The following is a 15716-nucleotide window of genomic DNA, read 5'->3' as shown; positions in this document are numbered from 1 at the left end:
TTATGACCGAAGGAGTATTATTGGCGATTTTCGCCGGATTGATGTTGGGACTTTACGCCCTTCCTGAAAAGTTTACAAAAGGATTCAAGTATGAAAATACATGGAGTCTCTTTTTTCTCCTGACCATGTTCGTTGTGCCTATTATTGCTTCGTTAACCCTAATTCAGGGGTTTGGAGAGATTTTTGGAAATATGCCAACTGATATCTGGGTAAAAATGGGACTTACCAGTTTTCTTTGGGGTATTGGAGTTATGATGTGGAGTAAGGCAATTAACCATATTGGGCTTTCGCTTGGTTTTTCAATCTTTATAGGAACTATTATATTGGTAGGTTCACTCTTACCATTTATTGAAGACGGGTTACCACCATCAAATGTATTGACCTTTATTTTAGTTGGTATTCTGGTAGTTTTATTAGGTGTTATCTTAAACGGGAAAGCAGGTCTTACCCGTGAAAAGGATGAAGCAAAAATAGCATCTGCCGAAGGTAAATCTACCAAAGGTTCAATGGTAACCGGTATTACGATTGCTGTAGTTGGGGGTCTTTTAGCTACCGGCTTTAGTTACGCCAATGCGGTAGGAAGACCTTATCTGCATGAAGCAAGTATAGCACAAGGCAATGCAGATTGGATAACTGCGGTAGCCGTAATGTTTCCTATTTTCTTAAGTGGTGGCATTGTAATGACGGCTTACTTCCTATGGCAACTAAATGCTAAAAAAGCATGGGGAGATTTTAAAACTCCGGCTTTTGGAAAGAATTTATTTCTTATTCTAATCATGGCTGTTTTCCATTATGCCGCCTCAGCTCTTTTTGCGTATGCGGCATTTAAACTAGGAAAATCAGGAAATACAGTTGGTTATGCTATTTTTAATACAGCTTGTGTTGCTACGGCAATTGTTAGTGGTTTGATTACCAAAGAATGGGTAAGCGCATCCCCAAAAGCTAGAAATTTTTTGTATGGTGGACTTAGCTGTATGATTGCAGGTATTGTAATTGTGGCTTATGCTAACGGTTTGGGGTAAATTAACTCTTTAATCAATAATATTTTTTAGTAGTTAGCCCAGTTGTTATTAGCTTTTCAATTGGGCTTTTTTGACTCATATAGTTAACACTTGGTTCATGAAAAATTATCTTTTATATTTTGTGCTGATTGGCTCTTTATTTACTTCTTGTAATACCAGTAATCAATCTCAAAACGACTTAACGCAGATATCTACGGATTTCAATTATGATTGGCAGTTTCAGTTGCTAGATACTACAGGAAAAGCTGAAGAATGGAAAGATGTTAGGCTTCCACATGATTGGAGCGTTGAAGCTTCTTTTGATTCTATTAATGGAGAAGGGGCAACAGGTTATCTTCCCGGAGGTACGGGATTGTATCAGAAAAAATTCCCACTTCAATTACAACCAGATGAGAAAGCATACATTTTGTTTGATGGCGTTTATAATAACTCAGAAGTAGTTTTAAACGGAGAAAAAGTTGGTGTTCATCCGTATGGGTATTCTCCTTTTTACTTCGATATTTCATCTTATTTAAATACGGAAAAGGATTCGAATTTAATCGAGGTGAAAGTAGATAGAACCCGTTATGCGGATAGTCGCTGGTATACAGGTTCGGGTATTTATAGGAATGTAAAACTATTGGTGAAGAATAAATTGCACATACCTATTTGGGGTGTATTCGTGACCACCCCAAAAATAGAAGAGAAGACGGCAGAAGTATCTGTTTCAGTTCAAATTAAGAATGATTTTCCTGAGGATAAAAAAGCAGAACTGCGAACGGAGATTTACAATCAAGAAGGACAAAAGGTAAATGACGATACAACCCCTATTGAAACACTAGGGAATAGCCAAACCTCAGCCTTGCAGTCGGTATCCATTGAAAATCCAGTTCTGTGGGATGTTGATAATCCTTATCGCTACAAAGCGGTAACTTCAATTCTTTATGATGATAAAATCATAGACCAACAAGAAACTGTTTTTGGCGTTCGGTCCATCCGTTTTGATGCCGATGAAGGTTTCTTTCTAAACGGAAAGAATAGAAAAATTAAAGGGGTTTGCCTGCATCACGATGGCGGACTGGTAGGCGCTGCCGTTCCCGATGACGTATGGAGAAGACGTCTGGGGAAATTAAAAGAAGCAGGGTGCAACGCCATTAGAATTTCACACAATCCTGGTTCACAAGCATTTTTAGACTTGTGCGATGAAATGGGGTTTCTGGTTCAGGACGAGTTTTTTGATGAATGGGACAATCCAAAGGACAAACGAAAAAACATGAACGAGCAGAGTGTAGACTATATTACCAGAGGCTACACAGAACATTTTCAAGAGTGGGCCGAAAAGGACTTAAAGAATACGGTTTTGGCTCATAGAAATCACCCAAGTATTATTCAATGGAGTATAGGGAATGAAATAGAATGGACATATCCACGAAATGCCGAAGCCACCGGTTTTTTTAATAATATGGGATGGCAGGGCAATTACTTTTTTTCAGAACCTCCGTATTCAGTAGAACAGATAAAAGAGAAACTAAATACCTTGCCCAAAGAGAAATATGATATAGGGGAAACTGCAAAAAAATTGGCAAAATGGACTAGGGAATTGGATACTACACGATATGTTACCGCCAATTGTATTTTACCTTCTGCAAGTCATCTCTCAGGCTATGCCGATGCGCTGGACGTAGTAGGCTACAGTTACCGAAGGGTGATTTATGATTATGGCCACAAGAACTATTCGAATAAGGTTATAATGGGAACTGAGAATCTTCCCCAATGGCACGAGTGGAAAGCGGTTATGGAGCGTCCGTTTATTTCTGGTCTTTTCCTGTGGACAGGAATTGATTATATGGGAGAATCTAATGGAGGTTGGCCTAAAAAAGGTACTCAAAGCGGGTTATTGAATCAGGCGGGTTTTGAGAAGACATCGTACCACATGATGAAAACCTTGTGGAACGACGCTCCACATTTGCACATAACTACCCAGTCTTTAGAGAAATCAATCTATAAATTGAATGGTGCCGGCGAACCTGTAGAAAAGAAAGAGAATGGGTGGGAAAAAGCATTGTGGTTTTGGCATGAGACTAATGAACATTGGAATTATGGTGCTAATGAATCTACGGTAGTAGAGGTATACTCCAATTGCGAAGAAGTAGAACTCTTTTTAAACGATGCTTCGCTAGGGAGAAAAAAGCTTACGGATTTTGATGATCGTATTTTTAAATGGTCCGTTCCTTTTGCAGCTGGAGAACTTAGGGCAGAAGGTTATATTAATGGAAAAAAAGCGGGTACTGAAGCACGGATAAAAACGGCTGAAGCTCCTTTTGCCGTAGAACTTTCCGTGGATAAAAGTGAATTGTCTGCCAATGCCTATGATGTGGCCCATATAGTGGCTCAAATTATAGATGTAGATGGTAACCCTGTAAGACGTATCAACTCCGAAATTTCTTTCTCTATTTCTGGGGATGTAAAATTATTGGGCGTAGATAATGGTTCCGCTAGGAATGTTCAAGATTATCAATCTACTAAAATTGTAACGGATAAAGGCCGCTGTCTTCTTGTAGTACAATCTAATTTTGGTGCAGGAGACGTAACGATATCAGCAGAATCTGAAGGATTAAAAACAGGTGAATTAATATTGAAGTTTAAGGCCGATAAATAGCACAAGGTTATTACAAAAGCAAAAGCCCAATTTCTTAGGAAATTGAGCTTTTGTTTATTTTGGAATTAAAGTTATTTCGTCTGATTAATGCGCTTTCGTTGTTCATCGGTAAGCCCAAATTTGAAATAAATATCTGGGTGATTTAATATGTCGCTTTCTTTCATAAGCGGGTCGTCTACATCTAAACTAAGGTCACAATCAAACCTTGCAAAATAGCTATGGCTTTTACCTTCTGCTTTCCCTACATTTCTAAAATGGCACAGTCCCCAAGAAATACCACGGCCATCTTTTGTGTTGGTAAATGCATCAGGAACATATGGGCCAGGTGCAATTGGCATTAACCCTGTAATAGCGGCTACTTCAAAATTTACACCGTCTGGTGCGTATTGTATAGTATTGTGTTCTAGACCATGACGACTTACCAATGCAGCAAGTCCTTCTTTAAAAGGAAAAAGCGCAGTCTCATGACCAGAATTTATAACTGGATTTAAAGGGTGTTTTTTGAATGGACCAAAAGGATTCTCTGAAATTGCAAGACCTTGAGCACGAACTTTAGGGTTACCGCCCATCTCTCCTTTGTAGTAGATATATATTTTTCCGTCACGTACAAGTGGGTAAGGGTCATGAATTACATATTGATCCCATGAACCTTCGGGGCCATTATCAAGAACAATTTTGTTAGAAGGTGTCCAAGGGCCATTAGGAGAATTTGCAACAGATGCTGCTACTGGGCAATCGTCTCCTTTAGTTCCAGGTGCGCCTGGCATGTTTAAATAAGCTTGGTAATACAAGTAGTATTTTCCTTTGTAAACTAAAATGTCTGGTGTTGAGACGGAGCGCCAGCCTGGGTTTGGTTTTTCAGTTCTTGTAACAGCAACACCTTGTTCTTTCCAAGTGAAACCGTCTTTACTTGTTGCATACCATATTTCTGATAAATCCCAGTCTCGGGAAGGTATAGTATCATTTCCACCATTTTCATCAGGAGGAACACTGGTCTCACGATGTGTATACCAAAAATAATAGGTGTCGTCTACTTTTATTACTTTACTAGCGTCTCTACGGGAAACTGTGCCATCGTGACCGTGGTAGTCAAAACCTTCTAAGGGGGTGTATTTAAAGTTTGAAAAAAGCTCATTTGAAGTTACTTCTAGTCCGCCATATGTACCATCATATATACGCTCAAAGGCAGCACTTAATTTTCTGTCCGGCTTTTCTCTGGGTACGTTGCCATAAGGGAAATCTTCTTGAACTATTTCTGGGGTTGTTGGTTTATTTTGGCTTTCTTCTTTTGATTGGTTACAGGATATCAACAGTGTTAGTGACACCATGCTAAATAGGGTTTTCTTCATTTTTAATTGTATGAGTTTAAATATTATACCTTGAATACTAATATACTTTAGTGACCTATGAGCATTTTTCCATACCATGATTTATTTTCAAGCTCAAGCCTATAAATATAAACCCCCGAAGGTAGTTTTTGTCCTTGTTTAGAATGACCTTCCCATTCTAAGGTATAGTCTTGGTCAATTACTGTTTTTTCTTTGATGGTATAGATAGATTTTCCTAGTAATGAATATATATTTAGAGATATAATTCCCTCAACAGCTTTCTTTATTTTAAAAGTGACAGCTCCATTTTGAACATCATAATAAGCTTTCATTTCCATTGTTTTATCAATTACCGGCAAAGCGTCATTAACGGCAATTGGTTGAATATCTTCTTCATTGAATGATTCTCCTACGACCATTCCTTTTTCTTCTAAAATTTTGATTTTTTGATTTGTTGAAATATTATGAACCACCTCTTTTACTCCGCTTGGCCAAAGAATTTTTAAACTATCTATTTTTTGGGTTTCTCCCAGACCAAAATGTAAAGGTTTTATGCTCTGCCCCATAACGCCTACAGCAAATTTTAGTCTGTGTATGACATTATCTTTTGTATAGGCAATGGCTGTTGCGCCTAATCCATCTCTGTTGGAAATTATACCCTCTAGGTCTACTTGTAACCACTTATTGGGATTAGCGGTATTGTTTTGGTACAGATATGGTTCATCATTAACGTTTGAAACAAGAATATCTAGAAAACCATTGCTATCAAAATCAAATACTTCTACGGCCATACCATTCCCGTGACCATCAGTGGCCGATGCAGAAGACCAATCTGTAAATTTATCAGTACCATTTGCTTTCAAATTTTTAAAGAATTTGTTGTCGTATTTTAAATCGGCCATTCCGTTTACGGCATATAAATCTTGGTCACCATCATTATCAGCATCAAAAAAACGATTTCCCCATCCAAAATGGGCATTACCAACTCCTTGCGCTTGTCCTACATTTTTAAAAGGACCTTCTGATGAACCTGCAAACAATGGGTTACTCTTTATTTCTGAAATATTGGTTACGTAAATATCAAAAAAACCATCGTTATTAAAATCACCAATAGAGGACCCCATTCCATCACCTGTGTTCTTTAGATTGTAGGTTTCGGTGGCATCTACAAACGACTTTCCTTTTTCGTTTATATAAAAATTGCTCAATCCAAAATCGTTAATCACATATAGGTCCATCCAACCATCTCTATTGGCATCCAGAGGTTGGCAGGACCATGTTCTACCAGGATCGTTTAATCCCAATGCATTAACGGATTCCATAAAAGTACCATTCCCTAAATTAGTATAAAGGCGGTTAGGCTCTCCTAAATAGGCCATATACAAATCTAAATGACCATCATTATTATAATCCCACCAAATACCTCCTGTATTGTTGCAAGGAGAACAAGAAGTAATACCAACTTCTGCGGTAACTTCGGTAAAGGTTTTGTCTCCATTGTTTCTGTATAGTTGTGATTTGTTTTGATGCCCCAAAAACAAATCTGGATACCCATCATTATTATAATCTCCCCAAGAAGCAGATAGTTTTACGCCACCGGTAACTTTGCCCGCAAATTGCTTTGAAAAGCCAGAAGACTCAGTTACATCAATAAAAAAACCTCCTCTATTTTCTAAAAGTCTGCTCCATGAATTTTTATTTCCCGTATTAAAGGAGCCCCGTGAAACCATGAAAACATCAAGGTCTCCATCTTGGTCAAAATCGGCCACGGCATTACCGCCGGTACCGGTCATCTCTGAAAATAGGCGAATGTCTTTTTTTTGAAATGTTTGAGAATAGGTTTGCTTACTTGCTACAAGAAAAAGCAGCAATAAGAATGATTTTGAATAGTATTTTATTATCATATGTTTTTATTATTCTATTTAAATTCAATAAGCTGTAAGTAATGGTCATTGTTACCAACCAGTATATTGGATTTATCTGCAGTCTTAATAACTTTCATGTCTTTGACATCAAAAGGAGCGTAAAACCCACTTTGTGTGGCTGTAATAGGAGTAAAATCTCCTTTTCCGTTGCCTTTAAGAAAAAGACCTACGCCGGCATCGTTTCTTGGAGTTTCAATCTCGGAGGTAAATAAATTTCCGGCAATCAATAAGTCTTTGTGACCGTCTTTATCAAAATCTTCTGCGAGGATGGTGTTTATGCTAGATACTTGCGCCAGTTTTGGTAGCTCGTGTAGTTGAAATGATTTTCCATCAATATTTTCAATATAATAGGACGCAAAAGTATATGCGGATAAGTGAAGCGCGTTGTTTAATTGGTCTCCATAAATGTCCTGTAAATCAGAATCTCCAAAAGATTCAAAAGTGGGAAATTTAGTGTCTAGCTCCGGTATTTGTTCAACGGAACAAGACCGGCCTCTAATAGGGTAAACTTCGCCTTCTTCAAAATAACTAAGGACAATATCTTGTTTTCCATTTTTATCAAAATCCGCACTATGCACTTGAAAAGGATGCTCCGGTGATGCTTTATATTTATAATTCAAACCCAGATTACCTACTATGAAATCATCATCACCATCATCATCCATGTCTGCTTTGGTAACATTATAATACCAGCCATCGGTTTTTTCTAAACCTTCAAATGAAGCGGGTTCAAAAGTTCCGCTTTCGGTCTGTAAAAATGTGGTAATAGGCATCCATTCACCCACAATAATTAGGTCTAGTTTTTCATCATTATTTATGTGTGCCCATTGAGCGGATGTCACCATACCCAGGTTTTTAAAACCAGGTGCTTTAGCAGCTGTTACGTTTTTTAGATATCCATTTTCATTTTGTAATAAAGTACTATGGGCAGGTGAGGGGTATTTGCCAGGTATTTGTCTACCGCTTATAAACAAGTCTACATCTCCGTCATTATCATAATCCGCAGGAATAACTTGTGAGCCACTATCCAAATATTTTGGTAGTCTACTGCTATCTTTTTTAAAATAGCCTGTTCCATCGTTAATGTATATTCGGTCTTGGAGGTTTTTACTATTTTCCTGAAATTCGTACCCGCCACTAACAACAAATAGGTCTTGGTCACCATCATTATCAATATCAAAAAAGACACTGCCTAAGTCTTCGGACATTTTATCGATTAGAAAATTTTGTTGTGGTATTGAATCAAAATTACCCCTAGTGTTTTGAACGAATAACACTCCGCTTTTACCCGAAGCCCCACCAACGTAAAAATCCTCCAGTCCGTCCGAATTAACATCTGCTACAGCTATAGTTGGTCCAAATTGAGACATCTTGTGCGGCAAAAGAACTTGTTTCTGGTAATCGTCAAATTCATTTTCTGTATGCTTGTACTTTAGATTTTTTTTGATTGTTTTCTCACTGAAAATAGGCTTGATAAGAATATTTGAAGTATTTACAAATTCTTCGTTTTTCTGATAAATATCTAACGACTGATTTGAGCGAACATTTTTAAGCTCACTTATTTGGCCGTTAGGCCATTGAATCCTAATTTTTTCAATTTCTTTCAAGGTGCTAACCCCAAAATGAGCCGTATTTTCACTTTTTGACATATAACCCCGCACATTGGTTACTTCTATGGTCTGCCAAAGATTGGTGTCCTTATAAAGAGAAACTTTACTGCTTAAAGCTTCAGTTTGTGAAGTGGGGTGGAGGTTGAATCTAAGATAGTTTCCAATATTCTTCTCTACCGTATGATTTTTATAGATGAATGCCTTTTCGTCTATATTATTTATAACAAGGTCTAAATCTCCATCTTGATCTAAATCTGCGTATGCCGCGCCATTCGATAAGGTTTCAAGTTCAAATCCCCATTCTTTATTTTGTTTGGTAAAAGTGATGTCACCGTTATTTTTGTAAGCATAGTTCTGAAGCTTGTCTTCTGGAGCAATTTTGGTCAACGCCAAAATATCTACTACATCTTCAAATTTTTTATTTGTCTTTTTTGCAACCTTATCAATGCTATCTAAAATACGTTCGTACTTTTTATTTACATCACTATTACGCATGTTCCGCTTAATGCCATTGGTAACGAAAATGTCTTTTAGGCCGTCATTGTCAAAATCGGCAATTAATGGTCCCCAACTCCAATCTGTATTGGATACGCCTGCCATTTGTGCAACATCGCTAAAAGAGCCATTGCCATTGTTGCGCTGCAAAGTGTTGAACATGTATTGGTAATGCCCACCTTCATTAACCATGTTCCAAAAATTTTCTGGGTTCATACCGCCCATATTAGTTTTGATACGTTTATGGTCTTCAGCAACCATATCCAACACCATAATATCTAGGTTGCCGTCATTATCAAAATCTGCAATATCAGTACCCATGCTAAAATTGGAAATGTGTTTAAAGTGATTTTTCAGGTCTTCTTTAAATCCTCCTTTTTGGTCATTTATATAATAAAAATCCGGTTCATTATAGTCGTTAGCAACATACATATCTTGCCAGCCATCATTATTAAGGTCACCTACCGCTACGGAAAGACCAAAAGCCATGTTCTCTGTTTTGGCGATGGGAGAAACTTCAATAAAACCAATATCCTTCCCCAGATTTCGGTAGAGTTTATCACTGTACATGGGGTTGGAGCCTATTCGTCTTTTTTTGCCGCCTTGTCTATTACCGTATCCGGGAGGTTGGTTTATTACATAAAGGTCAAGAAGTCCATTTTTATCATAGTCTAGAAAACTGGCCTGAATAGAAAAGCCCTTATCATCTAAACCATAATGTGCAGCCATTTCTTTGAATGTACCGTTGCCAGAGTTTATATAAAGTAAATTGGCACTCTTGTTTCTATCGCCTTGCTCATTTTTACATACATAGATGTCCTGATATCCATCTCCATTAATATCTGCAAAAGTGACACCGGTAGACCAGCTATCACTTTTTAGAATGCCAGCCTTATCAGAGACATCCTCAAATCTCATATCTCCCTTATTAAGGTATAGTTTATCATTTACCTGATTACCGGAAAAATAAATATCAGGCAGACCATCATTATTTATATCACCAATAGCTACACCTGCACCAGTAACAAAATTTTCATTTACCAGGTGGTTTTCCTTGGCAGTTTCTTTTAAGGTATTTGAAAAATGTATGCCCGAATCTTTTGGGTCTACTAAGGTGAATAATGTCTTCGCCTCATCAACCGATTTTTGTTCCGTTTTATCACAAGAAAATAATAAAAAAAGCAAACAACCGAGCAATCCCAAACTCCATCTTGTTTTCATAGAATCCAAAGTAATAATTGCTACATCTTTTAAAGAGAAATTAAACATAATAGAGTTTGTGTAATAATGGTCAAAATACGGAAAGACTCTTAACAGAATGGGTAATATAAGATCATGCTCAGGTAATTACAGGTCAATAAAAACAGTGTGACCTATAATTACCCGATTTTGACCATTTATTGCCGAGTCCTAATAAATGTAAAATACTTTCTTTGACAACATAATTATTGATTCCTCATCAGAGAAAGGTTTTTGAAGTGAAAATCCTAATTTTTTTAGCTTATTTCTGCTGTTTGGTCAAAATACTAACTAACAAAAAACAGGCATGATTATGAAAGAATGTTTATTTAAACAACTCACAAAACGCAAACATTGGTTATTGTTTGGGCTTATGTTGACTTGTGCTTCTATTGGATTTGCACAAGACTCTAATGTAAGTGGAACTATTACCGATGAACTTAATCAACCCATGTTCGGAGCAAATGTTCTGGTTAAAGGAACAACGAACGGGGTAGTAACAGACTTTGATGGAAACTTCTCCCTTGCAGCAAAAACAGGAGATGTTTTGGTAATATCTTATACCGGATATACCAGTAAAGAAGTAACTGCAGAAACTGGATCAACTATTAATGTACAGCTAAAGCCAGATTCCCAATTATTGGACGAGGTTGTGGTAATAGGTTACGGCTCCAGAAAAAAGGCAGACGTAACTGGTGCGGTAAGTACCGTAAAAACCGCTTATATTGAGCAGCAAGCTTCATCCGATGCAACTAGAGCACTTCAAGGTAGTGCTGCTGGTGTTACTGTAAATGCTTCTGCTAGACCAGGGCAAAGTGCTCAGGTAAGAATCCGTGGTTTAGGTACGATTAACGGAAACGGACCTTTGTATGTTGTGGATGGGGTTTTTGGTGCAACACCGCCACCTACTAATCAAATTCAATCCATGCAAGTGCTTAAAGATGCATCTTCAACGGCTATTTATGGTTCAAGAGGTGCAAACGGTGTAATTTTAATTACAACAAATACAGGTAGAAAAGCACAACCAGCCAAAATAGATATTAATCTAAGAACAGGTATGGGTACTGCCAATTCTAGATATGACCTTGTAACAGATCCTAATTTAGTGGGTCAGCAACTCTGGTTAGAACAGACTAATGATGGTATTGCTCCAAGTCACCCTCACTTCAGATTTGATCCAAACAACATTCGCGCAACTCAAGTAAATGATTATTTGTTTCCTAATGGGGCGTCTTTTGGAGATGCATCAACAAACCCCGCGTTATATGAGGAAAGAAACTATCCTATTACCCAAACCAATAAGCAAGGTACGGACTGGATGGAAGAATTATACCAACCAGCTCTCTTGCAGGACTTTGTGCTTTCTGTTTCAGGTGGGTCAGAAAAAACTACCTATGCTTTAAGTGCTAATTACTTTAAAGAAGAGGCGGTATTGAAAGATAACTCCTATAATCGTTATGCTATAAGAGCCAATATTGATTCTGACGTAAAAGATTGGTTGAAAATTGGTGAACGTTTGGGTGTTACTTTGAGTGAATCAAAAGGAAATACTGTAGGTTTTAATAGTATTATAGAAACGAGTCCTTTAATTCCTGTAAGAGATATTGCAGGTAATTTTGCTGGCGGTATAGTAGGTGGTGGCTTAAATGATGGTCCTAGTCCTGTAGGTAATAACTTTAGAGAGCGCAAAGATAAAAGAACAACTCTAAATGTAACGGGTAATGTATTTGTAGAAATAAAACCAGTAAACAACCTAACGTTCAAATCTCTTTTGGGATACAACATGAACTGGTATTCAAATCATGATCCAAGGTTTGGTGATTCTGAAAATACAAATGGTACTACGGGACATACTTTAAATGAAACTAGAGGAGATAATCTAACTTGGAATTTTACCAACACTTTAAGTTATAGTAAGACCTTTAATGACGTACATAAATTAGATGTTCTACTTGGAACGGAGTCTACTAGATTTAGATATGATCAAATCTCAGCAGGTAGAGAAAGCTTTATTTCTACTGATGATGATTTCTTTATTCTTAGTTCAGGATCGGAAAACCAAACGAACAGTGGCGAAGCTGCTGCATGGGCTTTAAACTCATATTTTGGCCGTTTGTATTACTCATATGATGATAAGTACATGGTTGAAGCTACGGTAAGACGTGACGGTTCTTCAAGATTTGGGACCAATAACAGATGGGGTAATTTCCCAGCAATTTCTGGTGGATGGGTTGTTTCCAAAGAAAATTTCTTAGCAGACAATAGCTGGTTAAATTATTTGAAGTTCCGTGCAGGATGGGGTCAGTCAGGTAATGATCAAATTGGAAACTATAATGGATTCAGTACATTTGGATCTGATCTAGGTAGCTCTTTTTATGGGCTTGGAGGGGCAGATGGTATAATTAAACAAGGTTTTCAATCTACTGCAATAGGTAATCCTGATGCGAAGTGGGAAACAACTACTTCTACTAATTTTGCTGTTGATGCTACATTATTTAACCGACTTAATCTTACAGTAGATGTTTGGAGAAAGGATACGAAAGATATGTTATTCCCTATTGCCATACCTGCTGTAGAAGGTTTTGCAACGGCTCCGAGTGTAAATATCGGAGACATGGAAAACAAGGGTGTTGATGTTGAATTAAGTTATAATGGTGGTGGATCTGATGATGGAGATTTTAGATACAATGTTGGGGTAGTATTTTCTACCTATAAGAATACTGTAAAAAAACTTAGTGGGAATGACGATGAATTTATTACTGGTAGAAGTCAAAGATCTCAGACGTATTCAAGAGTAGAACAAGGAAGATCATTTCCAGAATTTTATGGTTATGTTGTAGATGGAATTTTTCAAACTACAGCACAAGCAGAAGCACATCCTAATCATAATGAAGATGAAGCGGCAGATTATAATAAGCCCGGTAATCTAATCATTAGGGATGTTAATAACGATGGTAAGATAGATTCTGAGGATAGAGATTTTATAGGTAATCCTAATCCGGATTTCACTGCTGGCCTTAATATAGGTTTTGAGTATAAAAGTTTTGATTTTTCTGCTAGTTTCTATACAAGTCAAGGTAATGATGCTATCAATTACTATAACCGTTTCACGAGATACGGATTATTTCAAGGACCTAAAAGTTCTGATAGATTGTATAAGTCGTGGGGTAGTCCATATTTAGAGAATAATGCCGATGCTGTTTTACCTAAAGCATCTTCTCAGACAAGTTTTGAACAGAATACTCATTCAGATTTGGTTGAGGATGCATCATACTTTCGTTTACAAAATGCTCAGTTAGGATTTAATGTACCACAGCGTATATTAGATAAAATTAACCTTTCAAAAATGAGGATTTATGTTATGGGAACAAATTTATTTACTATAACAGATTACTCTGGTCTTGATCCAGAAATCGCATTATATAATGATCCTGATTCAGGGTTTTCAAGTGATATAGATAGAGGTTTGGATTTGGGTACTTGGCCTTCTCCAAGACAAATCATATTTGGTCTTAATATCTCATTGTAAAATAAAAATTGTAAAAAATGAAAAATAATATATTGATTAAAACCGGATTGCTTGCCTCGGTAATGGCCCTTACTTGGTCATGTGGAGAAGAGTTTCTTGAGGAAAAACCAAAAGGAGCCGTAAGTGAAGAAATATTAACAAATGAAAATGGTGTAGATCTTCTTCTTGTAGGAGCATATTCTAGAATTGATGGATATTCTGCTGGAGAATCTGGCGCTCAGGGAGAGGCATCTGCCACTAACTGGGTCTGGGGAGATGTACCTTCTGATGATATGCACCGTGGTGATCAAACTGGGGGTTGGAGTCCTATTAATCTCATTGAAAGATATGAGACTGATGCTTCTAACCCGTGGATAGAAGGTTTGTGGGCAGCAAATTATGATGGTATTGCTAGAGCTAATAGTGCAATTACGGTATTAAAAAAAGCAGGAGATAATGTTGAGCCTGCTGTGGCCGTTCAATTAGAATCTGAAGCCCGTTGGTTGCGTGCTTGGTATCATTTTCAACTTCGCACCAAAATTGAAAAAATACCCTATATAACAGACGATGTAGTTGCAAAAGAAGTAACCAATGATGCAGAAGTTTGGGATAAAATTGAAACTGACCTTAAATGGGGTATTGACAACGGTATGGCAGAAGAGGTAGAGTTAGGCCGTGCATCGCGTTGGGCAGCCAAAGCACTTTTAGCTCGTGTACACATGTTTCAACAAGAGTTTACAGAAGCAAAACCTTATTTAAATGATATTATAGACAATGGGCCATTTACATTAATGGATCATTATTATGATAATTTTGATGAGGAAAAGCAAAACAATTCAGAGAGTATTATAGAAGTTCAATATACCGTAAATGATGGCGCTGGTGATGCCAATGCCGGTTCTGACCATAGAACTTTGTTCCCAAGAGGGGCAGATGTTGGTTCTTGTTGTGCGTATAGTGCACCTAGTTTTGATTTGTTTAATGCTTTTAAAACAGGTGCAGATGGTTTGCCTTTATTTGATACGTTTCAAGATGATTTATTGTTAGAAGATTATGGAGTTTTGGATACCGAACCTTTTACGCCTACTGCTGAGTCACTTGATCCTAGAGTAGATTGGACTATTGGTAGAAGAGGTATTCCGTTTTTAGACTGGGGACCAATGTCCGGGAGTGATTGGATGTTAGATCAAGCTGGTATGGGACCTTTTTTGAACAAAAAAATTATGTTCTATAAAAGAAATAAAGGGGTTATATCTATTTCTAGTCCTACATGGTCCAATGGTTTAAATGGAAACAACTGGCGCTTATTTAGGTTGAGCCATGTTATTCTATGGAGAGCAGAAGTTGCCATGGAAGAAAACGATCTAGGAACAGCTATGGATTTGGTTAATGAAATTCGTGAGCGTGCTCAAGATGATTTGGTAATGGGTAAAGTAAACAACACCACTTTTGAAAGTGGGTATGAGTTAGACATAGATGAAGATCAGCCTGCTGCTAATTATAATTTAGGGCTGTATACATCATTTCCTAATCAGGACTACGCTAGAAAAGCAATTTATCACGAAATGCGTTTGGAATTTGCTTTAGAAGGAATGCGTTTTCAAGATTTGGTGCGTTGGGGAGTTGATGAGACTACCATTAACAAATATTTACAATCAGAGTTAGGTAATGATAAACTTCCTTGGTTGCAAGGGGCAAATTATACCGGCGGTCAAGATGATCACTGGCCAGTTCCACAGACCCAAGTTGATTTACAACAAGGAGTACTAACACAAGATCCAGCCTATTAAAAAGGACATAAAATAAACTAGTTGAGTTAGTTGTTTGTAAGCGGCAGCAGGGTGTTTAGTCCTGTTGCCGTTTCTTTTTAGTATCAACTTTTTTGACCCAATCAAAATTAATTGTTGTTTCTACACTTTAGAATACAATTATTAATTGTTATATTGACACT

General features: G+C 37.4%; 7 protein-coding genes. 4 read left to right on the top strand and 3 right to left on the bottom strand.

Annotated elements, in window-relative coordinates; genetic code table 11:
* Positions 1-2: 2 nt before the first annotated feature.
* Together HW347_RS06385 and HW347_RS06380 are read left to right on the top strand one after the other, a co-directional pair.
* Positions 3-1022, top strand: coding sequence for an L-rhamnose/proton symporter RhaT (locus tag HW347_RS06385; protein ID WP_214611081.1), 1020 nt, complete (start codon positions 3-5; stop codon positions 1020-1022).
* Positions 1023-1119: 97 nt separating this feature from the next.
* Entirely contained in the window at positions 1120-3660 is a 2541-nt protein-coding gene (locus HW347_RS06380; RefSeq protein WP_214611080.1) for a glycoside hydrolase family 2 TIM barrel-domain containing protein, read from the top strand.
* Positions 3661-3731: 71 nt separating this feature from the next.
* On the opposite strand, the gene HW347_RS06375 is transcribed toward HW347_RS06380, so the two are convergent.
* The 3 genes from HW347_RS06375 to HW347_RS06365 are packed head-to-tail and all read right to left on the bottom strand — an operon-like array spanning position 3732 to position 10287.
* Positions 3732-5009: a glycoside hydrolase family 117 protein gene (locus HW347_RS06375; protein ID WP_214611079.1), complete on the bottom strand. Its 1278-nt coding sequence runs from the start codon at positions 5007-5009 to the stop codon at positions 3732-3734.
* 47 nt (positions 5010-5056) lie between these two features.
* The gene (locus HW347_RS06370) at positions 5057-6892 is read right to left on the bottom strand and encodes a CRTAC1 family protein (RefSeq protein ID WP_214611078.1); all 1836 of its coding nucleotides are present in this window, start codon (positions 6890-6892) and stop codon (positions 5057-5059) included.
* A 14-nt stretch (positions 6893-6906) separates the two neighbouring features.
* Positions 6907-10287 carry a VCBS repeat-containing protein gene (locus tag HW347_RS06365; RefSeq protein ID WP_214611077.1) on the bottom strand — a complete coding sequence of 1127 codons (3381 nt, stop codon included), beginning with the start codon at positions 10285-10287 and terminating at the stop codon, positions 6907-6909.
* 283 nt (positions 10288-10570) lie between these two features.
* Here HW347_RS06365 and HW347_RS06360 point away from each other — a divergent pair, with 283 nt between their 5' ends.
* Positions 10571-13786 (top strand): SusC/RagA family TonB-linked outer membrane protein, encoded by a 3216-nt coding sequence (locus HW347_RS06360; RefSeq protein ID WP_225901836.1) that lies wholly within the window; start codon positions 10571-10573, stop codon positions 13784-13786.
* Positions 13787-13803: 17 nt separating this feature from the next.
* Positions 13804-15555, top strand: coding sequence for a RagB/SusD family nutrient uptake outer membrane protein (locus tag HW347_RS06355; RefSeq protein WP_225901835.1), 1752 nt, complete (start codon positions 13804-13806; stop codon positions 15553-15555).
* Positions 15556-15716: the final 161 nt, after the last annotated feature.

Source organism: Zobellia barbeyronii (genome assembly GCF_018603515.1).
GTDB lineage: Bacteria > Bacteroidota > Bacteroidia > Flavobacteriales > Flavobacteriaceae > Zobellia > Zobellia barbeyronii.
This window is presented reverse-complemented; position numbering and strand designations above follow the sequence as displayed.

What these genes read in the sequence shown, in the direction of transcription:
- HW347_RS06385 (WP_214611081.1), top strand. Translation starts at nt 3, where the DNA reads ATGACCGAAGGAGTATTATTGGCGATTTTCGCCGGATTGATGTTGGGA.
- HW347_RS06380 (WP_214611080.1), top strand. Translation starts at nt 1,120, where the DNA reads ATGAAAAATTATCTTTTATATTTTGTGCTGATTGGCTCTTTATTTACT.
- HW347_RS06375 (WP_214611079.1), bottom strand. Translation starts at nt 5,009, where the DNA reads ATGAAGAAAACCCTATTTAGCATGGTGTCACTAACACTGTTGATATCC.
- HW347_RS06370 (WP_214611078.1), bottom strand. Translation starts at nt 6,892, where the DNA reads ATGATAATAAAATACTATTCAAAATCATTCTTATTGCTGCTTTTTCTT.
- HW347_RS06365 (WP_214611077.1), bottom strand. Translation starts at nt 10,287, where the DNA reads ATGTTTAATTTCTCTTTAAAAGATGTAGCAATTATTACTTTGGATTCT.
- HW347_RS06360 (WP_225901836.1), top strand. Translation starts at nt 10,571, where the DNA reads ATGAAAGAATGTTTATTTAAACAACTCACAAAACGCAAACATTGGTTA.
- HW347_RS06355 (WP_225901835.1), top strand. Translation starts at nt 13,804, where the DNA reads ATGAAAAATAATATATTGATTAAAACCGGATTGCTTGCCTCGGTAATG.